Source organism: Prosthecobacter vanneervenii (genome assembly GCF_014203095.1).
Lineage (GTDB): Bacteria > Verrucomicrobiota > Verrucomicrobiia > Verrucomicrobiales > Verrucomicrobiaceae > Prosthecobacter > Prosthecobacter vanneervenii.
On sequence record NZ_JACHIG010000007.1, the window covers coordinates 47,438 to 68,072 of the forward strand.

General features: G+C 59.3%; 16 protein-coding genes. 9 read left to right on the top strand and 7 right to left on the bottom strand.

Going from position 1 to position 20,635, the window contains the following annotated elements; genetic code table 11:
* Nucleotides 1–36: 36 nt before the first annotated feature.
* The 8 genes from pstC (at nt 37) to HNQ65_RS16310 (ending at nt 8,385) form a co-directional block, all read left to right on the top strand.
* On the top strand, nt 37–1,977 hold the full coding sequence (gene pstC / locus HNQ65_RS16275; RefSeq protein ID WP_221306190.1) for a phosphate ABC transporter permease subunit PstC: 1,941 nt from the start codon (nt 37–39) through the stop codon (nt 1,975–1,977).
* Nucleotides 1,974–3,155, top strand: a complete 1,182-nt coding sequence (gene pstA, locus HNQ65_RS16280) for a phosphate ABC transporter permease PstA (RefSeq protein ID WP_184340822.1) — start codon at nt 1,974–1,976, stop codon at nt 3,153–3,155. The genes pstC and pstA overlap by 4 nt, the downstream gene beginning before the upstream one ends.
* Nucleotides 3,155–3,958, top strand: a complete 804-nt coding sequence (gene pstB, locus HNQ65_RS16285) for a phosphate ABC transporter ATP-binding protein PstB (RefSeq protein WP_281382113.1) — start codon at nt 3,155–3,157, stop codon at nt 3,956–3,958. The genes pstA and pstB (HNQ65_RS16285) overlap by 1 nt, the downstream gene beginning before the upstream one ends.
* Before the next feature lie 3 nt (nt 3,959–3,961).
* The gene (gene pstB, locus HNQ65_RS16290; RefSeq protein ID WP_184340824.1) at nt 3,962–4,750 is read left to right on the top strand and encodes a phosphate ABC transporter ATP-binding protein PstB; all 789 of its coding nucleotides are present in this window, start codon (nt 3,962–3,964) and stop codon (nt 4,748–4,750) included.
* A gap of 79 nt (nt 4,751–4,829) precedes the next feature.
* Complete coding sequence (locus HNQ65_RS16295; RefSeq protein WP_184340826.1) at nt 4,830–5,501, top strand: hypothetical protein; 672 nt, start codon at nt 4,830–4,832, stop codon at nt 5,499–5,501.
* 451 nt (nt 5,502–5,952) lie between these two features.
* Nucleotides 5,953–6,696 carry a hypothetical protein gene (locus HNQ65_RS16300; protein WP_184340828.1) on the top strand — a complete coding sequence of 248 codons (744 nt, stop codon included), beginning with the start codon at nt 5,953–5,955 and terminating at the stop codon, nt 6,694–6,696.
* Nucleotides 6,693–7,433 (top strand): type III pantothenate kinase, encoded by a 741-nt coding sequence (locus HNQ65_RS16305; protein ID WP_246438347.1) that lies wholly within the window; start codon nt 6,693–6,695, stop codon nt 7,431–7,433. Before HNQ65_RS16300 ends, HNQ65_RS16305 begins: the two co-directional genes overlap by 4 nt.
* 13 nt (nt 7,434–7,446) lie before the next feature.
* On the top strand, nt 7,447–8,385 hold the full coding sequence (locus HNQ65_RS16310) for an ROK family protein (protein WP_184340830.1): 939 nt from the start codon (nt 7,447–7,449) through the stop codon (nt 8,383–8,385).
* 72 nt (nt 8,386–8,457) lie between these two features.
* On the opposite strand, the gene HNQ65_RS16315 is transcribed toward HNQ65_RS16310, so the two are convergent.
* From HNQ65_RS16315 to HNQ65_RS16345, 7 genes are all read right to left on the bottom strand, one after another.
* Entirely contained in the window at nt 8,458–9,645 is a 1,188-nt protein-coding gene (locus HNQ65_RS16315) for a 3-keto-disaccharide hydrolase (protein WP_184340831.1), read from the bottom strand.
* A 377-nt stretch (nt 9,646–10,022) separates the two neighbouring features.
* Entirely contained in the window at nt 10,023–11,261 is a 1,239-nt protein-coding gene (locus tag HNQ65_RS16320; RefSeq protein ID WP_184340832.1) for a response regulator, read from the bottom strand.
* 15 nt (nt 11,262–11,276) lie between these two features.
* Nucleotides 11,277–13,964 (bottom strand): ATP-binding protein, encoded by a 2,688-nt coding sequence (locus HNQ65_RS16325; protein WP_184340833.1) that lies wholly within the window; start codon nt 13,962–13,964, stop codon nt 11,277–11,279.
* A complete protein-coding gene (locus HNQ65_RS16330; protein WP_184340835.1) occupies nt 13,961–15,412 on the bottom strand; it encodes a class I SAM-dependent methyltransferase in 1,452 nt (483 codons plus the stop codon). Before HNQ65_RS16330 ends, HNQ65_RS16325 begins: the two co-directional genes overlap by 4 nt.
* Before the next feature lie 142 nt (nt 15,413–15,554).
* A complete protein-coding gene (locus tag HNQ65_RS16335) occupies nt 15,555–16,817 on the bottom strand; it encodes an OmpP1/FadL family transporter (protein WP_184340837.1) in 1,263 nt (420 codons plus the stop codon).
* Between the two features lie 18 nt (nt 16,818–16,835).
* Nucleotides 16,836–17,483 carry a response regulator transcription factor gene (locus tag HNQ65_RS16340; protein WP_184340840.1) on the bottom strand — a complete coding sequence of 216 codons (648 nt, stop codon included), beginning with the start codon at nt 17,481–17,483 and terminating at the stop codon, nt 16,836–16,838.
* Nucleotides 17,484–17,510: 27 nt separating this feature from the next.
* Entirely contained in the window at nt 17,511–18,218 is a 708-nt protein-coding gene (locus HNQ65_RS16345; RefSeq protein ID WP_184340842.1) for a sensor histidine kinase, read from the bottom strand.
* 357 nt (nt 18,219–18,575) lie between these two features.
* Here HNQ65_RS16345 and HNQ65_RS16350 point away from each other — a divergent pair, with 357 nt between their 5' ends.
* The gene (locus HNQ65_RS16350; protein ID WP_184340844.1) at nt 18,576–20,249 is read left to right on the top strand and encodes a response regulator; all 1,674 of its coding nucleotides are present in this window, start codon (nt 18,576–18,578) and stop codon (nt 20,247–20,249) included.
* Nucleotides 20,250–20,635: the final 386 nt, after the last annotated feature.

Here is a 20,635-nt window from a genome sequence, read left to right on the forward strand (position 1 = left end):
TGCTTTCTGACCCGGCCGCCCAATCTTACCGCCCGCATGAACAGCCTCCAGACGCCGCCCAGCAGACCGCCGCTGCGTAGCGTACTGCTCCGGAGTCGCAAGCACACGATTCTCGGCCTCGATCCTCAGAAACTGATCAAATACTTCTTCGGCAGCAATGCCAGCGTGGCCATCATCGTGCTGGTCCTGATCATGGTCTTCCTCATGCGGGAGGGCATCGACTTTCTGCCCACCTACCAGCGCGAGCTGCAGACCTACCGCCGGGCCGGGCTGGAGTTTTGCGACATCATCGACCAGCCGCTGCAGCGCAACCAGGCGCTCTCCAGCAGCCTGCGCCAGGCCCTGAGCGCATCGCTGGAAACCCTCAGCAAGACCGCCCGTGACCGGCGCGATGCCGCCTTCCTCCTCAAGCGGCAGGTCGAGGATAAAACGGCCCGCCCGCGTGAGTCGCTGACGCAGGCTCTGGAAAAAACTCCTCCTCCTGCGGCAGACCAGATCGAGGTGCTGCGCCGTGAGCTGAAAGAGGCCTCCACTGCAGCCGCCAAGTCACTGGCCTACCCCGATCTTTTCACCGCCGCAGAGCGTGAGCAACTGAAGAGCGAATTTGCCACCCTCACTCCGGAAAGCACCGACATGCCACCTCTGCTCCAGTCCCTCTCGACGGAGTTCAGCACCAAGGATCGTGAGGCGCGCAGCAAATTTGCCGCCCTCGTCACCGCCCAGGAAGAGTTTGAAGAATCCGCCGAGCCGCTCCAGGAAGTGTTGGACGAGCTCAAGGCCAAAGCCTTGGAAACCAAGGAAAAGGCGGTGGAGTTTGAAGCACTGGAAAACAACCGCCAGCGCCTGCTGGAAGCCGCCGCCAAGGAAACAGACGCCGATGAAAAAGCCAGCCTGACCAAGGAGGCGGAGGCGTCGGTGGCCGAACCCGTGAATCTGGCGGAGAGCACCAAGGAAATCACTGACCGCACCGCCGAGCTACGGGAGCAGGTGGAGAAATATGCCGCCGTCGTGGAGAAAGCGGCCGCCGCTCTGCCCAAGGAAGCCGGCACTGAGGCCGCACTCAGGCTCATCAATGAAGTGCGTGCTGACATGCCCGCCCATGCCCGTGAAATGCGTGCCGCCGCCGCACGTCTGGAAGGCTGGCACTGGGACAAGCCCGTCTCCATCTTCAGCGTCATCGGCGCCTTCTTCTTTGGCACCCAGTGGCTGACCAACAGCTCCTGGCAGGACTTCTTCGGCTTCGTGCCTCTCCTCTCGGGCTCGCTTGTCATCGCCGCCATCGCCATCATCATCGCCACACCGGTCAGCGTGGTGGCCGCCATCTATACCAACCAGTTTGCCAGCGACCGGGAGAAGGAGATCATCAAACCCATCATCGAGTTCATCCAGGCCATCCCGTCTGTCGTGCTCGGCTTCATCGGCATCTCGCTGCTGGGGAATCTGATCAAGGACGTCAGTGAGTGGAGCTGGCTGCAATGGGTGCCCGGCTTCCCCATCCAGGAGCGTCTCAACATGTTCAATGCGGGCTGCCTGCTCGCCTTCATGGCCGTGCCCACCATGTTCAGTCTTTCCGAGGACGCGCTCAACAACGTGCCTCGTGCTTATATCGATGCCTCGGACGCCCTCGGCGCCACCAAGCTGCAGACCGTGTTCCGTGTCATCGTCCCCGCTGGCATCTCCGGCATCCTCTCGGCCATCCTGCTGGGCCTCGGCCGCGTGGTGGGTGAGACGATGGTCGTGCTGCTCGTTGCCGGAAACCGCATCGCCATTCCCGATTTCAGCGCGGGTCCCGGTGTCATCTTCCATCCGGCGCATACGCTCACCGGCATCATCGCACAGGAGCTTGGCGAGGTGTCTCGCGGCAGTTCGCACTGGCAGGCGCTCTTCATGGTCGGCATCGTGCTCTTTGCCATCTCTCTGCTGGTCAACTGGTGCGCCCGCGCTGTGGCCCGCCGCTTTGAACCCCACAAGGCATGACCCCATCTCCCTCCAACGACAATCCCTTCGCCGGAGACAATTCCGGCATCCAGAAGCGCGAGACCGCCGCGCGCTGGGCTCTGCGCGCAGGCAGCTACATCGTGGTGCTGATCACGCTGGCCATCATGCTGCACATCTTCATCAAAGGTGCGCCTGTGGCCTTCCAGTCCAAGTGGCCGTTTGTGAACACCAAGTTCCTTACTGAGCTGCCCGCCACCCTGCACGTGATCGAAGACCAGCAGGGGAACCACATCGAGACGGATGTGAACGGCGCCGACGCCATCAAGAAGCAGCTGGGAGACAACTTCCGTGCGGAGAAAACCATCTCCTACTCCGGCGGCGGCATCCTGGGACCCATCATCGGCACGGCGCTGCTCGTGATCGTCAGCGTGGGTGTAGCGCTCTTCCTTGGCGTGGCCTGCGCCATCTATCTCAGCGAGTACGCCAAGCATGGCAAATTCCTCGAAACCGTGCGCCTCGCCATCCTGAACCTCGCCGGTGTGCCCTCGGTGGTGTTTGGCCTCTTTGGCCTTGGGGCCTTCGTTTTGACTGCGCCCAAGTTTGTGGACATGCCCGCAGAGCGTTCCGTGCTGGCCATCCCGCTCGGTTTCACCACGCTCAGCTTTGAGGGCTGGGACACCTGCGTGCTCTCTGGCGGCTTCACCCTAGCCTTCGTCATTCTGCCGGTCATCATCACCGCCAGCGAGCAGTGCCTCCAGGCCGTGCCGCAGGGCTTCCGTGAAACGAGCATGGCGCTTGGAGCCACGCGCTGGCAGACCATCCGCTACAGCGTGCTACCCTTTGCCACTCCTGGCATCCTCACCTCCAGCATTCTCGGCATCGCCCGTGCCGCAGGCGAGACCGCCCCCATCATGTTCACCGCCGCGCTGGCCTTCAAGGACAAGCTGCCCTGGCAGAAGGACATGCCGCCGCTCCCGGCAGATGCGTCCATCTTTGCCCACTGGGAGCAGAGCGTGGCCCGCTTCCTTGGCATCTTTACCGAGTCCGTGCAGGCCCTGCCCTACCACATCTACACCCTGGCCGCCAAGATCCCGCAGAACGAGTACGCCGAGCGTGCGCAGTATGGCTCGGTCTTTGTTTTCCTCGTGCTGGTTGCTTCCCTGGCTGCCAGCTCCGTGATGCTGCGCAAACGGCTGCGCGCCAAGTACCGCTGGTAATGACCGCCCCTCTCATGACCCCCGCCGCCGCTTCCCAGTCCAGCCCGCCGCCTGTCGTGCAGGTGCGCGACATGGATTTCTCGTATGGGACCAGCGTGGCGCTGCACGACATCAATCTCTCGGTGGAGTACCACCGCGTCACCGCGCTCATCGGCCCCTCTGGCTGCGGCAAGAGCACGCTCCTGCGCTGCATCAACCGCATGAACGACCGCGTCACCGGTGCTCGTGTGACGAAGGGGGAAGTCCTCGTCAAAGGCAAGAACATCCACGACGCCGATGTGGACCTCACGCAGCTGCGCAAGCAGGTGGGCATGGTCTTCCAAAAGTCGAACCCTTTTCCCAAGAGCATCTACGAAAACGTGGCCTACGGCCTGCGCATTCACGGCGAGAAAAACAAAAGCGTGCTCGACGAGGCTGTGGAGCGTTCGCTGACGCACGCGGCACTTTGGGAGGAGCTCAAAGACCGCCTGCATGCCAACGCGCTGGCCCTTTCAGGCGGCCAGCAGCAGCGCCTCTGCATCGCACGGGCCATCGCCACAGTGCCGGACGTGCTGCTCATGGACGAGCCCTGCTCCGCACTGGATCCCATCTCCACGCTGAAAATCGAGGAGCTGATGCACCAGCTGGCTAAGGAGTTTACCGTCGTCATCGTCACTCACAACATGCAGCAGGCTGTGCGCGTCTCGGATTACACCGCCTTCCTGCACCTGGGCAAGCTCGTGGAGTTTGCCCCCACCGAAGAACTTTTCACCAATCCGCGCGAACGGCTCACCGAGTCCTACCTGCGTGGTACTTTCAGTTGAGAAATGGCCGCCGAAACTCCAGCTCCCGCCGACACAGAGCCGCTCATCCAGGTGGAGAAGTTCAACTATGCGTATGGCGACAACCAGGTGCTCTTTGATGTGGACCTGAACATGCGCAGCGAAGACGTGACCGCCCTCATCGGCCCTTCCGGTTGCGGCAAGAGCACGCTGCTCCGCTCCATCAATCGCATCAACGATCTCGTGGACTCCGCACGCGTCGTCAGCGGCAAGATCAAGATCGACGGGATCGACCTCTATGCACCTGAGGTGGACGTCATCAACCTGCGCCGCAACGTGGGGATGGTCTTCCAGAAGTACAACCCGTTCCCGCGCTCCATCTTTGAAAACGCCGTTTATGGCCTGCGCGTGGCCGGTGTCAAAAACCGCCACGATCTGGAAGAGGCCGCCGAGCGCAGTCTGCGTGCCGCCGCTCTCTGGGACGAGGTGAAAGACCGCCTGCACGAAGTGGCTACCGGCCTCTCCGGCGGTCAGCAGCAGCGCCTGTGCATCGCCCGCGCCATCGCCCTGCAGCCGCGCATCCTGCTCATGGATGAGCCCTGCGCCGCTCTCGACCCCATCGCCACCGCGCGCATCGAGGAGCTCATCCACCAGCTCCGCGGGCAGTACACCTTCATCATCGTCACGCATAACATGGAGCAGGCCAAGCGCATCGCCGACCGCACCGCCTTCTTCTACAAAGGCCGCCTCATCGAGGAGGACGACACGATGACCATCTTCAATAAGCCGCGTGATCCTCAGACGGAGGCCTACATTACTGGGCGACTGACTTGAGGCGGGGAGGAAAGACCTCATTGGGTTTTCTGCCTTGCTGGCAAAGGCTGTTTGTGGATACGATGATTCCTGATTTCTCATGATCAGGTTTTTCAAGATCCTGCTTCTTCTGCCCAGTCTCTACCTGGCTTGTTGTGCACTTGGGCTGATCATGGCTCGAGCGCACTCCGGCAGCGACATTCGATTGTCGATGGAGTTTCTGGAAGACTTCCAAGATGACAAAAACGGCCAAGAATATGCAAAGCTGTTTCAATACTACAAGAGGCGTATGATCCAGACAAGCCATGCGTTTGGCCGGAACTTCGAGAGAAAGGCCGCCAGCACTGGTCGTGCGGCGGTGGTGCAGTGCATTGTGATGGTTTGTCTGGCTCTGAGAGGGGGCAAGGCTGCGGGTTCCGCCGCCGTGCGGTTTTGCAGCTTCACATCCCTGGTACTGAGTTTCTACATGGCCTGGTGCGCCTTGGGTCTTTTCAAAATCCGATCACACGCTCAAATCGACATTGAGTCTCCGATCCAGAAGCTGGAGGCGTACGGCGGCGACAAAAACAGCCCGGAATATGCGACGCTGCTGCGGGACACCACAAACCTGATGCTCAGGATGCATGATGAACGCGACTCCGCCTTCGAGGTCTATGCGCTCAAAATAGGTTCCATGGCGGGGCTGCAGTTGATTCTTGCGCTGCTACTGCTGGGAGTGAGACCAGCCGGCATGCCGGCTCAGAAGAACACGGCCTGCGACCTGTTTATCTGAAAGCGGGAATGGCCCGCAGGCATTGCATCGGAGGTTTGGTCTTGGCGACTGTGGAACTGCTGGATACGATCGCATTAGTTTCCCATGGCTCGCTTTTTCATCATCGCATCCTTAATACTGAGCATGTACCTAGTTTGGTGCGCTGCACAGGTGGTCCTTGTCATGGCTCACTCCGGCAGTGAGATTGTGTTTTCCATGGAGGGGGGCTGGAACGCTACGAAGGAGACAGAAACAGCCCCAAATACGCGAAGCAAGTGAAAAGCGTCAAGGAGTCGCTGTTGCGATACAATAGCAAGCGTGGCAGCGCCTACGATGATTATGCCATCAAGATTGCATGCGTGGCTGTGTTCCAGTTCTTCGTGACACTGGGACTGGCATTTAGGCGGCAGGGAAACGTGCCTACCCCACCCCGAAGTTGAAAAAAATGTTTCTTGCAGCAATGTGCGGCGTCATGAACCTCCGCTCCTTTGCTTTGCTCATCCTGTTGGCCACCACCGCCCGTGCGGGTGTGGAGGTGGATCTGGATGCCCTTGGCAAGAGTCTAGGTGGCTGGAACAAGGAGAAGGGCAAGGCGGCGGAGTACAAGTTTTCCGAGAGTGAATACCGCAGCTACAAGCCTGAGATCTCACGCTCGCCGGACGGCGGTATCTTCATCTCCATGCGTGTGGACCACGTGCGCGGCATGTTCTCAGCGGATGATCATGCCAGCCTGGAAATGAGCTTCAGCCCGGAGGGAACGCTGCTTTCTGCGCAGGCTTATATCTCCATCCAGGAGCGCCGCATCAGCAGCGACATGTTTCGCAGTGCAGGCAAACAGGCGGCTGGCGCTGCGGGTCAGGTGGTCGGCGGCACCGTGGCCCAGGCCGCCAAGATCGGCAGTGATGTCTTCGGCAGCCTGGCAGGCAAGCTCCTGCGGGAGAACGTCACCGAGCCTGGCCGTGTAGCCTTTCCTGCTGCTCTGAGGCACAACTACAACATGCTCTATCCCTGTGTGCATGTGGTCAAAGATCCGCTGAAGGCCCTGCCCGTGGAGGAACCCCAGGCTGCGGGTGCCACTGTTGCCACCACCCCTGTGAAACCTGTCGAACCAGAGCCGGCCAAGAAGACCGCACCCGAAGGCATGATCGAAGTGCGCACCTTTGGCGAGCCGCCAAAGGAAGGCGGGCAGAAGCCAGCAGAACAGGCCAAGCCATGAGCCGCATGCAGCTGCTCATCGACGTCGGCAACGGGCGCACCAAATTCGGTCTCGCATCGAGCGAAGAAATCTTGGAGCGTCGTGAACATCCTACTCGTGAACTTTCTCCTGATGCTGTTCGCGAGGTGGTGAAAGGCTGGCAGTTTGACAGCGCCGTGATCTGCAGCGTGGTGCCCAAGGTGCTTCCGGCCTTCCGCGAGGTCTTCGGCAGCCAGCTGATCGAGCTGCGCTATGATGCCCCGCTGGGCATTGGCATTCGTTATCCAAAACCCGAAACCATTGGCGCAGACCGCCTCGCCAACGCTGTGGCGCTCGCTCACATGCATGGTGCGCCCGGCATCGTGATCGACTTCGGCACCGCCGTGACGTTTGACATCCTCTCTGCCGACAAGTCCTACATCGGCGGTGTTATCGCCCCCGGCCTGCGCCTCATGACTGACTACCTCCATGAGCGCACCGCCCTGCTGCCCAGCGTGGACTTGCGCGAGCCCGAGACCGCGATCGGCCAATCCACCGAAGGTGCCATCCTCGCCGGTGCCGCCATTGGTTATCGCGGCATGGTAAAGGGCATCCTGGAGGCCCTGAAAAAGGAGCTTGGGGGAGCGGATATCCGCGTCGTCGCCACCGGGGGAGACGCCGAATGGATCATCTCCGGCATGGGAGAAGACATTGCCACCGACCCCGATTTGACCTTGCACGGGCTGCGTTTGGTGGGCAATCTCCGCGCCCTGCTGTGAAGCGGGACGCGATATGGCTGAATCTGACAAAACTTCCATCGGCATCGACTTCGGCGGCACCTCTGTGAAACTCGGGGTTTGCCGTGGCGATGAACTTCTCGTCACCGACGAGCCCATCCCCACCACGCAGTTTCACGGGCCGGCCGCGCTCATCGGCGAGATGGCCGCACGCGTGGCCAAGCTGCGCGCCACCTATCCCGCCATCTGCGCCATCGGTGTGGGCGTGCCTGGGCTTGTCGATTTCGATCATGGTTTTGTGCATGAGCTGACCAACGTTCCGGGGTGGAAGCATGTGCCGCTCAAGGCCATTCTGGGCGAGAAGACCGGCCTGCCCGTGCTGGTGGAAAATGATGCCAATGCGATGACCTACGCGGAGTTTCGCCATGGAGCGGCGCGTGGCCTGAAAAACGTTATTGGCATGACCCTGGGCACAGGCATCGGTGGTGGTCTGGTGCTGGACGGCAAGATGTTCCGCGGCAGCGGCTTCGTGGCTGGAGAGATCGGCCAGATGAGCATTGATTACAACGGCAAGCCCGGCCACTACGGCAATCTGGGCGCGCTGGAAAAGTACACTGGCAACCAGCAGATCGCTGAGCATGCCGTGCTGCGCTATTCCGAGGCAGGCATCGAGAAGGACATGGCCGAATGCACGCCCAAGAAGATCGCCGACGCCGCGCAGGCCGGAGACGACATCGCCCGCCAGATCTGGGCCGAAGTGGCCGACTGGCTTGGCACCGCTATCTCTAGCATCGCCTGGCTTCTGAACCCGGACGCCTTCGTCATCGGCGGCGGCGTGGCTCAGGCTGGAGATCTGATTTTCAACCCGCTGAAAAACAAGGTGCAGAGCATGCTCAGCACCGTGGTCTGGGAGCGTCTGCAAATCCTGCCCGCTCGTTTCAGCAATGAGGCCGGCATCATCGGCAACGCCGCCCTGGCTGCCGACGCCGTCTGATTCAGCAAAACATGAGCGTTAAAAAAGGCCCAGCTCCGTAGGAACTGGGCCTTTTTGCAGAATGGCTGGTTTTTATTTCTTCCCCTTGGGCTGCGGCTTGGGCTCCCATTCCTCCACCTTGATGATCGCTTCGAGATCCTTCTTGGCGGAGATGTCTTCTGGCAGGAACTTAAACTTGGTCAGATAGCGCAGCGCCTTGGTCACCTGCATGATCTCACCTTTTTTGGTTTCGATCTTGTCGGCAGGCACCTCCTTGATCTTGCCGACAAAGTCGCCCAATGAGGTGAGAGCGGTCTTCCGGGCGTCTGCATTGTCCTCGTAGCAGAGGGATTCAAAGAGATGCAGCATCTTTTCGTTTCCTTCCATCTTGGCAGCAGCCTCACGGATGCCCTTGGCGATCTGCGCACGCTTGGCAGCGGTGGCGGCCTCGGTCATGTGGCTGGCTTCGCCGCCGTCGATGGCACGTTTGGGCAGCGGGCGGTACCAGATGTTGCGGTAGCGCACGGGATTGCCGTGGTCTTGCAGCTTGAGCGGGCCTTGGTCAGGGAATGCTTTCGGCGAGGAACGCTTCATATGGCCGCCACCGCCCTCCAGAGGGGTGTGGTCCTGAGTGAGCACGCCGTTCACGAAGACGGTGATGTAACCGGGATCCACTTCCTTGCCGTCCTTGAAGATCGGGCGGCGGAAAACGATGTCATAGACCTGCCATTCGCCCGGCGCGCGCAGCGGATTGGCCATCGGCGGATTGATGCCGTAGATGGAGGAGGCCATGCCATCGGGGTAGCTGGGGTTGTTGTAATTATCCAGCACCTGCACTTCAACCTGGCCCATGAGGAAGACGCCGCTGTTCCCGCGGCCCTGGCTGCTGCCTTCCACCTTAGAGGGAGCGCTCCATTCAATGTGGAGCTGGCAGTCGGAGAATTCTTCCTTGGTGCGCACATAGCCGCTGCCCGGCACGCACTGCAGCACGCCGTCCTTCACTTCCCACTTGGTGGGCTGGGCGGGTGTTTTGTCCGCCTGCCATTTTTCGATTTCCTCCGGCTTGCCGCTGAAAAGAATGACGGCGTCGGAAGGAGGAGTGCCGGGCTTTTCCTGCGAACTGAAAGTGCCTGGCTCCACGCGCACGGGCTGCGGACGGTTCATGTCGTGAATGGCCCAGGGATGGGTGGCATCCGGTGGGTCGCCATAGAATGCGCCATCAGCCAGCGCAGCGGTGGTAAGAAGAGACAGGGCCAGAGTGTGAAACGTGGGTCGGTTCATGGTGGTGCAGCTGTAGGTGGGAAGGTGCAGGGAGCAATGAGGATCTCGGGGACTGCGCGCCGCGGGCCAAATCATTCGCGGAGATGAAAATGGGACGGCAGCGCAGCGAAGCTGAGGTGGAGTGTTATACCTGTTCTCGAAAAGCCTGTCACATTGCCCGGGCGGCGGAGCGGCCCCATTGGCTGCGTTAGTCGCTTGCCTGTTATCTTCAAATAGCAGGCGGCTCTCCCGCCTTGCCACTGGGGCCGCTGCGCTCGCCGGTTCAATCGGACATTCTTTTCGAGAAAAGGTCTAAAAAGAAGAAGGTGCGCATGGCCGTCAGATAAACGACGGCGCGCTGCGCACCTTCCCAAGGAGGGGCTGTTTCAGAGGATCGATCAGCCGTTGGGCAGCAGGCGCTCCCAGAGGATGTCGTTCATGAGCACGTTGGTGATGAACTCGCGGCTGCTTTCCGGAGCGGGTGCCGGAGCCGGGGCGGAGGCGGGCACCACGACTTCGAGGTGGAGGCCTTTGGAGCCGCGCTTGGAGGTGATGCTGCCACCGAGGTGGAATGCCAGGAAGAAGGCGCCCATGAGGGCGAGGCCGGGGGCGTCCGTAGCAGCGTCTGCGTGCGTGAAGAAGGGATCAAACACGGAGCGGAAGACGGTGCCTGCGAGGCCTGGGCCGTCGTCGGTGAGAGTCAGCGTCAGGGCACCATCAGCACCTGTGGCAGCCGTGAGGGCGACATGGGTGCCGGAAGCGAGCTGGGTGAGCTCGGTCTGGAGGAGCAGCTGCACCAGCTTTTCGAGAGTGGCCGGACTGGCCTGGAGCGCGGGCAGAGCGCCTGAGGCTTCGTATTTGAGCTCGATTCCTTTGGCTGCAAAGGCCGCGCGCTGCTGCTCGACTGCTGCAGGGAGGGCCTGGGCTGCATCCACAGACTGTGCGCCACTTGCGGCGGCCTTGAGGTCGCCGAGGAGATCGCCAATGCGGGAGGCCTGGCTGACCACATGAGCGTGGAAATCGCGCCAAAAGGTGGCCTGACGGAGGCGGTCAAGGTCGAAGTTCTGCTGGCCGAGGCGTCCTGGGGTGATGTCCAGGAAGGCATGCACGGCGCGCAGGGGCTGGTTGAGGTTCTGGTTGAGACCAGCGGCGACGACGCCCAGGCCCATTACGCGGTCGGTGATGAGGAGATTCTGGAGCACGGAGAGCTTTTCCTGGAGCAGTCCATCACGCTCCTGCTGGAGGATGTAGTACTCCATGGCGCGGTGCAGGGTATTGCGCACGTCATCCGGGGAGATGGGCTTGGAGATGTAGCGGAAGATGCTGCCGAGATTGACGGCGTCCACCGTCACATCGTAGTCCGCATAGGCGGTGACCATCATGCGGACGAGGCGGGGGCGGAGCTGGCGGGCGCGCTCCAGAAGCTGCACACCTTTTTCTCCGGGCATGCGCTGGTCGGAGAGCAGGATGCCGATGTCCTCCCCATGCTGCTCGATGAGCTTGAGACCGTCCGCCGCGTTGTTGGCGGTGAGGATGCGGAACTCGTCAGCAAAGAGCTTCTCGAAGTTTTTCAGCGCCTTCTCTTCATCATCGACATAGAGAACAGCATAGCGTTTGAGGTCGTATTGGTTTTGCATGTGGAGTGATCCTTTTTAAACAGCTGCGTGGTTGTTGGGTGTGCTTGCGGTTGTTGGAAGCTCAAGAACGAACTCGGTGTACTCGCCGGGCTGGCTGAGCACCTCGATGCGGCCTCCGTGGTCGGCAATGATGCGGTTGCAGATGGCAAGGCCGAGACCCATGCCCTGTCCCACGTCTTTTGTCGTGAAAAAGGGATCGAAGATTTTGTCCCGGATTTCCTGAGGGATGCCGGGGCCGTTGTCCTTGACGGAGAAGATGACTTTGTCCCGGCGGGTGAATGCTGAGAGCTTGATGCAGGGGACCTGCCCCTCGGGATATTTTTTGGTGGCCATGGCATCCAAGGCATTTTGGATGAAGTTGATGAGCACCTGGACAAACTGGTTGCTGTCTCCGCGGACTTCAAGCTCATCGGGGATGTCCACCTCCCGCTGGATGCCCTCCTTCCAGATATGAGAGAAGAAGCGCAGGCCGGTGTTGACGATGGTCTGGAGGTCGAAGGAGTGATTGAGCTGGCTGGTGTTGCGGGTGAAGCCGCGCAGGTCGGAGATGATCTGGATGACGCGGTTCACGCCGTCTTCCACGTCTTTGAGAGTGTCGGTGAAGTCGGCGCGTTCCTCCTCGGGGAGCAGCTTGGTGGAGCGCGCGATGATGTGCAGGCCCTGGCGTGCGTAGTTGAGGGGGTTGTTGATCTCGTGGATGAGGCCCGCGCTGAGACGGCCGAGGGAGGCGAGCTTCTCATTGCGCACGAGCATGGACTCCGTCTCCTTGATCTGCTCCAAGGCCGACTCGAGCTGCTGCTTCTGGACCACGAGCTCCTTCTGGTAGAGGCGGGTGTCCACGAGGTTTTTCAGGCGCACCATGATCTCGGTGAGGGAGAAGGGCTTGGCGAGGAAGTCGCTGGCACCGGCAGCCAGGCAGTCGAGCTTGGTTTTTTCATCTGCGCGGGCTGTCAGAAGCACAACAGGGATGGAGCGGGTGGAGGTGCGTTCACGGAGGTCCCGGCAGACCTGGAGGCCGTCTTTTTCCGGCATCATCATATCAGAGAGAATGATGTCCGGGAGGAACTGGACGGCCTTGTCCACGGCCTGCTGACCATCCACTGCTTCGAGTACCTCAAAGGTGGCGCTGAGCTGGCTCTTGAGGAAGCGCAGCATGTCGGGTTCGTCGTCGGCAATGAGGAGTTTGGGCTTGCGGCTGCGGCCGATGCTGGTTTCCACCGGACGCAGAGTGGCCTGGAGGGAAGTCATGGCGGGGAAGAGCTCGGCGCGGCGATAGAGGTCGGCGATCCAGTCCTTGTTCTTTGGCGCTTCTTCTCCCTGCTGCTCGTGAGACTCTTCTTCCTCTTCATCGGCAACGATGTCTTCGTTTTGCAGCAACGGCAGCCGCACTGACATGGTGGTGCCTTTGCCGACCTCGCTGGTGGCGGAGACAGTGCCGCCCTGGACTTCGGCCAGCTCCTTGACCAGAGCGAGACCGATGCCCATGCCCTGGAATTTGCGCTGGGAAGAGGTGTCAGCCTGCCAGAAGCGGCTGAAGATATTTGGTAGCTGATCAGCCGGAATGCCCATGCCGGTGTCCGTCACCTCAATGACGAGCATGTTGTCCTCCTTCATGGCGCTGAAGCTTACACGGCCGCTGGCGGCAGTGAATTTGAGGGCATTGAAGAGAAGGTTGAGGCAGATGCGCTCAAGTTTTTCGGGGTCGGCGACAACCGTTCCCAGAGAAGAATCCACATGGGCATGAAGCTGAATACGTTTGTCTTTGGCGACGGGGCTGACAGCGGTGGCGAGGCCGTTGATGAAGTCGTTCACGTTCACGCGGCGTGCGCGAACTTTGGCGCGACCAGACTCGAGGCGGACGAGATCGAGGAGGTCATTGATGAGCTTGAGCAGGCGCATGGCATTGCCCTGCATGGTGCCGAGGAGATCGCGTTCCTCCTGAGGGCGGTTGACGGAGTTGGTGCGCTGGATGAGGCTTTCCAGGGGAGCGATAAGAAGCGTGAGGGGCGTGCGCAGTTCGTGGCTGATATTGGCAAAGAAGCGATTCTTGGCCTCGTCCAGCTCCCGGAGCTTCTGGTTGCTGGTTTCCAACTCGGCACGGTTGAGGTCCAGATCATGACGGAGCTTGAACTCAGAGAGGCGGATGGTGTTGTAGTACCAGCTGCCAGCGACAATGAACACACCGGTGACGAACAGGAAGTAGATGTTGTTGAAGAACAGGCCGTGAAAAGAGAAAGGCCCGTGCAGCATGGTCGCTGCCAAGTAGGCGACGAAGGTGAGGACAAAGATGAGGACACTGTCCCGGAGCGTCCAGCGAAGCAGGAGGGCCGATCCGAGCATGATGAGATTGAGGCCGGCGTAGTAGGGGGAGATGGCACCCTCCTTGGTAAAGATCATCCAGGAGATGGCGAGCAGCGGGATGAGAGCCACGGAGAGACCCAGATTGCGGTAGTAGCGTGAGTTGGGGAGGTAGTGAAGCGCAGCCCATACGAGGCCGAGGAGCACTGCCGAGATCATGCGCACGGGGAAGAAGACCAGCGCCTGATCCCAGCCGTACATGAAGTAATCCAACGACGCTCCTGCGGGCATGAAGATGCCCGCCAGGAGGGCTCCCAGCTTGTAGTTGCGGATACGGATGGGGCGCTCGTAGGTGTCAAACGAGTGCTCCAAACTGTCCACCGGAACTGACGGCGCTTCGGTCATTGTGCGGGTTTGCGGACTTCGAGGAAGATGTTCACCCCTGTCTCGTCTGCCTTGACTTGGACTGCCTCTGGCGGGGCTTTGTCAGGAGCGATCTTGGCGAACTGAGCCTTGTCACGATAAACCAGATGCCATTCGAGGACGTACTCCATCCAGTTGCGGGAGGGATTGGAGATGTCCACGTTGGTGGCGATGAGGAGGCCGCCGGGGGCGACCAGATCATAAAACACTTCGAGCAGGCGGCGGCAGATGCGGTCGGAGAGGTAGTCAAACAGGCCCGCGCAATAGACTACGTCATAGCTGGCGGGCTCGAAGCCGGCACCGGTGCGGGAGGATTCCTTGAGGATCTGGTGCACAGAGCGCTTTTCGAGCTTGATGCCGGTGCGACGGCGGTGTCTGGCGCGCAGGCTTTCGAGATCGCGCGTGGTATTGGCGATGGTTTCGTCGTTGAAGTCGAGGAGGAGGAAGTCGGCGTGGTCGCAGAGATCGTCGTCGATGAGGAAGTTCTGCACCTCCTGGGCCGGACCGCAGCCGAGATTGAAGATGCGTGCAACCTTGCCCTGAGCATGCATGCGGGCGGTTTCCTCATGCAGGCGCTGCTTGAGGTAAACGATGCGGTTGCGGTGAGCCACGACCGGGGCGGTATCGAGGAAGAGCCTGTTGAGGATCTTGGCAAACATGGAGCTGCCCTCGTAGGGGTCCCGAAGCATCATGCTGACCATCTCATAGTCGCCCGCATAACCGAGGGGTTTCTGGAAGGTACGATAGATGAAGGGAGAGCAGAGGACCAGAGGGTGAAGCTGGCGTTTGATGTAGCTGCGATGCACAGGCTGCTGCTCCTGCGTGATCTCTGCAGCGGTGTGTTCAAAGCGGTCAAGAAGAGGGACGACAGCGGGAAGGATGGGGTCTTCGAGCTGTTTGATGGTTTCGCGCTCGGCCTGGATGCGGTCTCCAGAAGGCAGAGAGCGGACGCCGAGCTCCACCTGCTCCATCCAGCGACGGAGGTCGGAGAGCAGGGTGTGCATGTCCGCGACGACGAGCTTGAAGTCGGGCACGACGCGGTAGTTTTTTTCTGTTTCCTTGAGGAACTCGGCAAAGTCCGCGAGGAGGCGGCTTTTGTTCTGCGCCGGGGAGAGGATGTCGATGTCGATCCAGCCGTCATCTGAGAGGGAGGCCTCGCAGATGAGCATGATGCCGGTGTTCACCAAGTTGGCGATGACGGCGCGGCCTGAGTAAACCACGCGCTCGTTCATCATGATCCTGAAGTCATTCAGAACTTCGGAGAGCTGGACGATGCTGTAAGGATTGTAAACTTCAAAGACTCCGAGGTAGCGTGTAAGCCGGTGCAAAGTGCCCCTGACTTCAGCCCCCTGGCTGTTGCGGCAGATGATAAAGCTGAGCCGCTCTCCTGTTGCGGCGATGTTAGGAAGTGAATTTTCGGTGTTCTCCATGATACGGATCCTCTGCTAGTGCACTGAGCGCCTTTTAGCTGGCATGGCTCTCCTGAGAAGGGAGGACAGCGTGTTGCGGGAGGGCACTCGGAGGTGCCGCTGACATACAATCGGATTCAACATGTTGTCATTATTTAATGAATTAAAACCGCTGTGTGACACTCAATGAGAAGACCTGCCATTGATGCCTGTAGCTGCCATCAAACTGTCCCGGAGGATTGGATGACGAACCGCTGATCACACGTGTGGGATTGTAAACATATGCGTATGTGAAATCGACGCTGCGCGACTTGCCACGCCAGCCGACACCGAGGCTCAGGATGCTGCGGTCATTGGTGCAGACCATGGGGCTGTAGCTGTTGGCAGGCTGCGAGTTTTCAGAATACATGTAGCCGCCACGAAGCACCCAGCTTTCATTTAACTTGTAAGTCATTCCAGTCCCTAGGTCGATGGAATTGCGCCATCCGAAAACAGAACTGGTAGCACCTCCAAGCAAGGGCTGGTTGTTGCCAATGAGAAGCGGGAGATCATCGTGAGAGGAGTTCTGGGACCATTTGAAATCAAAGCCGATGGTGAAGCGATCCGTGACATCAAAGCCATAACCTGCTGATATAGAGCCCGGGAAGGTCATGTCAGAATTGAAGTTGCTGTTCTGGCTGAACCCAAGACCCATCAGAGCGGGCGGCATGTTGGAGGCCTTGAAGTCGCCACGGAAGCGGACTTTTACAGGCAATCTGCCTACCAAGGCAAAGCGATGTCTTTTGGCGACTGTCCAATTAACGCCTGCATAGGCTCCGACGCCCCAGCCCTGGCCGTGAATCTGGATGTCGCCCTCGGAAGCACCCGGAACGAGAGAGCCCCAGGGATAGAACTGCTTCATCTGCAGGTCTGCATACATGATGTCCATGCCGACGGCGAAGCTGAGGTCTTCGGTGACTTTGACGGCGAAAGCCGGCGTGATGTCCACGGTGATGAGGTTGGAGAGATAGGGGAGTGCGTAGCGCAGCGGGGCGCCCATGCCCTTGGGGTAGGCGGAAGCCATGCCGTAAGGCGTGCTGATGCCCAGGCCGAAGGAGAGCCTGTCATCAATGATGGGCTGGACAAGGTACATGCTGGCGGGATAAACCCATGGCCGGTTCATGTCGACAGACTGGCCGCCGTTCTGGGTGAAGCGAATGTCTCCATGCCACATGGCGGCATTGATCAGCAGCTCTGTCTTTTTGATCTGCATGATGTTGGCCGGAGAGACGCGCACAGCGGAGGCGTCGCTGAGATTGGCGTATCTGCCGCCGACGATGCCCAGAGCTTGTGCGGAGTCCGGCACCACCGAGAGAGTCTCGGATGCATGCGTCTTTATCGCCAAAAGTGCCAGTAGGAGGACAGAGTAGTAGGCGCAGGCTTTCATGTGGTCTTGAGGGAGGAGTTAAGCCAGTCCGTTGGACTGGCAGTATCTGAGGATCTCCACAGTTCCTTTGAGACCGGTTTTGCGGCACAGGTTGTGTTTGTGCACCGCGACGGTCCGCGGACTGAGAGAGAGATCCAGAGCCACCTGCTTGAGGCTCTTGCCGCGGGCGAGCTGCATGAGGACTTCGAGCTCACGGTTGGAGAGCTTTTCATGGACCTGGCTGGCGGAACCTTTTCGGATGGAGCGGTCTGCGAACTTCTGCGCGAGCTCTCGCGAGATGTAGCTGCGTCCTTCGAGGGTGCAGCGGATGGCGTCAAAGAGCTCGTGGGGAGGGGCGTCCTTGGTGACGTAGGAGCGCGCGCCGAGCTGCATGGTGCGGGAGACGAAAGTCTCCTCCTGATGCATGGAGACGGCGATGATCTTGGGCGGATTGGGGAGGGTGCGCAGCTCGGTGGTGAGCTCCATGCCGGAGCGGTCTCCGAGCTCGATGTCCACGAGGGCGATTTCGAAATTGTGAAGGCGCGCTTCAACCATGGCTTCTGCGCAGGAGCCAGTGGAGACGACGGTGGCCTGGGGAAACTCGCCCTTTAGCATGCTGGTGAAAGCCTCACGCACCAGTGCGTGGTCGTCGACAATCAGAATGTTGAAAGGAGGTGGAGATTGCATGAAAGTGGAGTGCGTTGGGGTGAGGGGTCATGCTTGAAGCTGGACAGGCGCTGCGTGGGTGATGAGGCAAACTCTGGAAGTGCCTCCCGGTCCTGCGCCCATGATCTCCAAGCTGGTGCCAAGGAGAGCGCACCTGGCTTCGATGAGGGCTAGCTCCGAGCCATTGACAGGGTCTCTCCAGATGTCGTCCCCGCCATCGTGGTCGATGGTGATTTCCAGTTTGTCGGCACTGGCGCGGCAGGTGACCTCCACCCAGGAGGTGTTGGCATAGCGGACGCAGTGGTGGAGGAGGGACTGCATGATGCGGAAGAGGTTGAGGCGGCTGGCGAGGTCGAACGGAGGTTCGTCGCCGTTGATGTGCAGGACCAGAGAGCCAGCGAAGTTTTCGCCAATGGTGCGTACGAGCTGCTGCAGAGCGACATTGAGACCGAAGGCCTTGAGCACTGGCGGAAACTGTTTTTCCGTCATGTCGCGCACCAACTGGAGCGTTTTCCTCAGGGTGGAGTCCAAGCTGCCCAGAAGGCGGCCCATGCTGGCGGTGTTGGCTCCATTTGCGAGCTCATGGCGGATCATTTCTCCGAGAGAAGCACAGGCCACCAACCCGCCGGCCATGTCTTTATGAAGAACATTGGCGAGATCCACGCGCTGTGAATCCTCCTCCTGTACCAAGAGGCGCAGGGCCTGGAGCAAGGTGGCGACTGAGTTTTTGTCCAGTTCCGGGGAGAGTGACAACATGCAGCAATAAATTTAAATTAGCGGTCGGGTGATTTAGAAGAACCACATTGCGGCTGCCCCGGCATCTAAATGTTAATTCAATATTTAGGCCTGGCCTAAACCGATTGAACGATCAGTTCTTACATTCGGATATGGTGAGTGCTTCTGATTCCTAAAATAAACCTATTTTTATTAATTTTATAGCATTCTGAATTTAAGATTCAGTGCATGTACCTAAATACCATTCAGCACAACGCCACTACTTGCAGTCGGATTCTGATTGTGACCGAAGAGCGTACCGTACAAGAAGATCTACGAATTTCTCATGCCCTGCAGAACACAAGCATGGGAGGAAGCTCCTCTGCGATGATGAGCGGGATGTCAACGTCTGCCAGCAAGACCAAGGCAGCCGCGCTGCCGCCTGAGGTGGTGTGTACTCCGAACGAGAAAGAAGTGATTGGGCTGGTGGAGGCAGCTTCACAGGAGCATCGGCCGTTCAGTCTGGTGATTATGGACGGACGCATCTTTTATGGAAAAGATTATCGTCATCTGATTGGTCGACTGTGGCAGGTGCAGCGTGATTTGCATGTGGTGTTGCATGCGGTGTCACAACTTGAGGCGTATGAGCAGATCCCCATCGACCTGGGGGCCAATCCACAACTGCTGGTGTTTAAGTTCCGACTGGTGCCCTTTGAGATCACGCAGCTGATCCGCACGCTGACGACGCGACATGCGGCGGACCAGCAGAGTTCCCACCGCTCGCTGAATCTGAACGCGCAGCTGCTGGAGATGACCTCGCGTTTTGAGGATGTGAGCAACAGGCTGTGCCTGGAGCAGGATCACCGCCGGCAGCTGGAGGATCAGCTTTGCAAGAATCAACGATTGGAAACGGTGGGCCGCTTTGCGGCTGCCATGGGGCACTTTTTCAACAATTACCTGACAGTGATCCAAGGCCACCTGGATGTGGCGCTGAGCGGAGGAGGCACGACCTCCCAGGAGGCGATACTGAAAGAGCTTCTGATCGCCACGCAGCGTGCGGCAGGAGTGACATCCCAGTTTGTGGCATTCAACCGACGTGAATACCTGCAGCCTGCGCCGCTGCACCTGCCGCAGATCATCGAGGCACAGGCCGAAGTGCTGCAGAAGGCCGTGGGAGAGCAGATCTCCATCCAGATTAATCATCAGACAGGGCTGCCATGCGTGATGGCGGATCAGGCTTCTTTGGAGCAGATCATTTTCAATCTGCTGATCCATGCGCGGGAGTCGATGCCGAATGGCGGCCGACTGATGATTCAGACTAGAGAAGTGAACATCCCTGACGCAGGAGCAGCAAGCCAGCTGCATGCGGAGGCCAAGCCAGGCAATTATGTGGTGATGAGCATCTCAGACACCGGCAGGGGACTCACCGCAGAAGAGCAGGCGGGGCTGTTTGACGCATCTAAACTTTCGTCCGGACAGGAGGGCGGAGCCGATATTGCATTGATCCTGGTGCTAGGCCTGGTGCGGATGCAGGCGGGCTGGATTGATGCACGCAGTGTGCTGGAGGTGGGAACGGAGTTCTCGATTTATCTGCCTGTTGCCTCAGGTCCGGTTCCTGAAGCGCCGGTGCCGGGCGCGTCTTTTGCAGCTATGACTGATAAAAAATTGCTGGGTCAAAAAATTGAGGAGGAGTCCTCCACGATTTTGGTGGTGGACGATGAGGATTCTGTCCGCCAGGTGATGGAGTATGTATTGACCAGCCAGGGACACAGGGTGCTGACAGCGGCGGATGCCAACGAAGCGTGGGCGATTTGGCGGGAGAAGGCTTCAGTGATCAAGCTGGCGCTGATCGATGTGAAGCTCCCCGGAGGAGTGAGCGGTTTTGATCTAGAGAAGGCACTGGCGAATGAAGATCCGACTCTGCCTGTGATTTTTACCTGCGGGTACTCACCGACGAGCTTGAGCAACGCGAAGGAGCTGAAGGCGGGTGAAAACTTTCTTCCCAAACCGTTTGGGATGGTGGAACTGCTCAACATTGTGGGACAGGCGCTGCTAAAACCGGCCCGGTTATAGACCAGCGCTCAAAAAAACATCTCCTATGAATGACCTGGACGGCAGAGCGGCTGCCGGGGCTAAATGGACTGCATTTTGAGAAAGGATCTAAAAGCCCTTCAAGACTTGGGGCCCAAAAAGAGAGTCTTCTTCTGTTGATGCAGGCTGGGAATGACGACTGCGGAAAAGATGGTGGGCATGGTTTTTATCAACCCGCTGCCATGTCGCAATTTGGATGCGACATAATCTTGACCTGACCGGGTGATGGCCGAGAGAATGATAGTGGCATACAAGCATAGCTTATTGCCCATCTGTTGCTTATGGTCGCATATCCCAACCAAGGTCAGGGCCTGTCTGCCCATTGCAGGACAGACGGGTGCTGTGCCATGTATAGGTTCCTCCGGGAT

Bases quoted from the DNA above. Each gene is read 5' to 3' on its own strand.
- pstC (WP_221306190.1), top strand. From the start codon at position 37: ATGAACAGCCTCCAGACGCCGCCCAGCAGACCGCCGCTGCGTAGCGTA.
- pstA (WP_184340822.1), top strand. From the start codon at position 1,974: ATGACCCCATCTCCCTCCAACGACAATCCCTTCGCCGGAGACAATTCC.
- pstB (WP_281382113.1), top strand. From the start codon at position 3,155: ATGACCGCCCCTCTCATGACCCCCGCCGCCGCTTCCCAGTCCAGCCCG.
- pstB (WP_184340824.1), top strand. From the start codon at position 3,962: ATGGCCGCCGAAACTCCAGCTCCCGCCGACACAGAGCCGCTCATCCAG.
- HNQ65_RS16295 (WP_184340826.1), top strand. From the start codon at position 4,830: ATGATCAGGTTTTTCAAGATCCTGCTTCTTCTGCCCAGTCTCTACCTG.
- HNQ65_RS16300 (WP_184340828.1), top strand. From the start codon at position 5,953: ATGAACCTCCGCTCCTTTGCTTTGCTCATCCTGTTGGCCACCACCGCC.
- HNQ65_RS16305 (WP_246438347.1), top strand. From the start codon at position 6,693: ATGAGCCGCATGCAGCTGCTCATCGACGTCGGCAACGGGCGCACCAAA.
- HNQ65_RS16310 (WP_184340830.1), top strand. From the start codon at position 7,447: ATGGCTGAATCTGACAAAACTTCCATCGGCATCGACTTCGGCGGCACC.
- HNQ65_RS16315 (WP_184340831.1), bottom strand. From the start codon at position 9,645: ATGAACCGACCCACGTTTCACACTCTGGCCCTGTCTCTTCTTACCACC.
- HNQ65_RS16320 (WP_184340832.1), bottom strand. From the start codon at position 11,261: ATGCAAAACCAATACGACCTCAAACGCTATGCTGTTCTCTATGTCGAT.
- HNQ65_RS16325 (WP_184340833.1), bottom strand. From the start codon at position 13,964: ATGACCGAAGCGCCGTCAGTTCCGGTGGACAGTTTGGAGCACTCGTTT.
- HNQ65_RS16330 (WP_184340835.1), bottom strand. From the start codon at position 15,412: ATGGAGAACACCGAAAATTCACTTCCTAACATCGCCGCAACAGGAGAG.
- HNQ65_RS16335 (WP_184340837.1), bottom strand. From the start codon at position 16,817: ATGAAAGCCTGCGCCTACTACTCTGTCCTCCTACTGGCACTTTTGGCG.
- HNQ65_RS16340 (WP_184340840.1), bottom strand. From the start codon at position 17,483: ATGCAATCTCCACCTCCTTTCAACATTCTGATTGTCGACGACCACGCA.
- HNQ65_RS16345 (WP_184340842.1), bottom strand. From the start codon at position 18,218: ATGTTGTCACTCTCCCCGGAACTGGACAAAAACTCAGTCGCCACCTTG.
- HNQ65_RS16350 (WP_184340844.1), top strand. From the start codon at position 18,576: ATGTCAACGTCTGCCAGCAAGACCAAGGCAGCCGCGCTGCCGCCTGAG.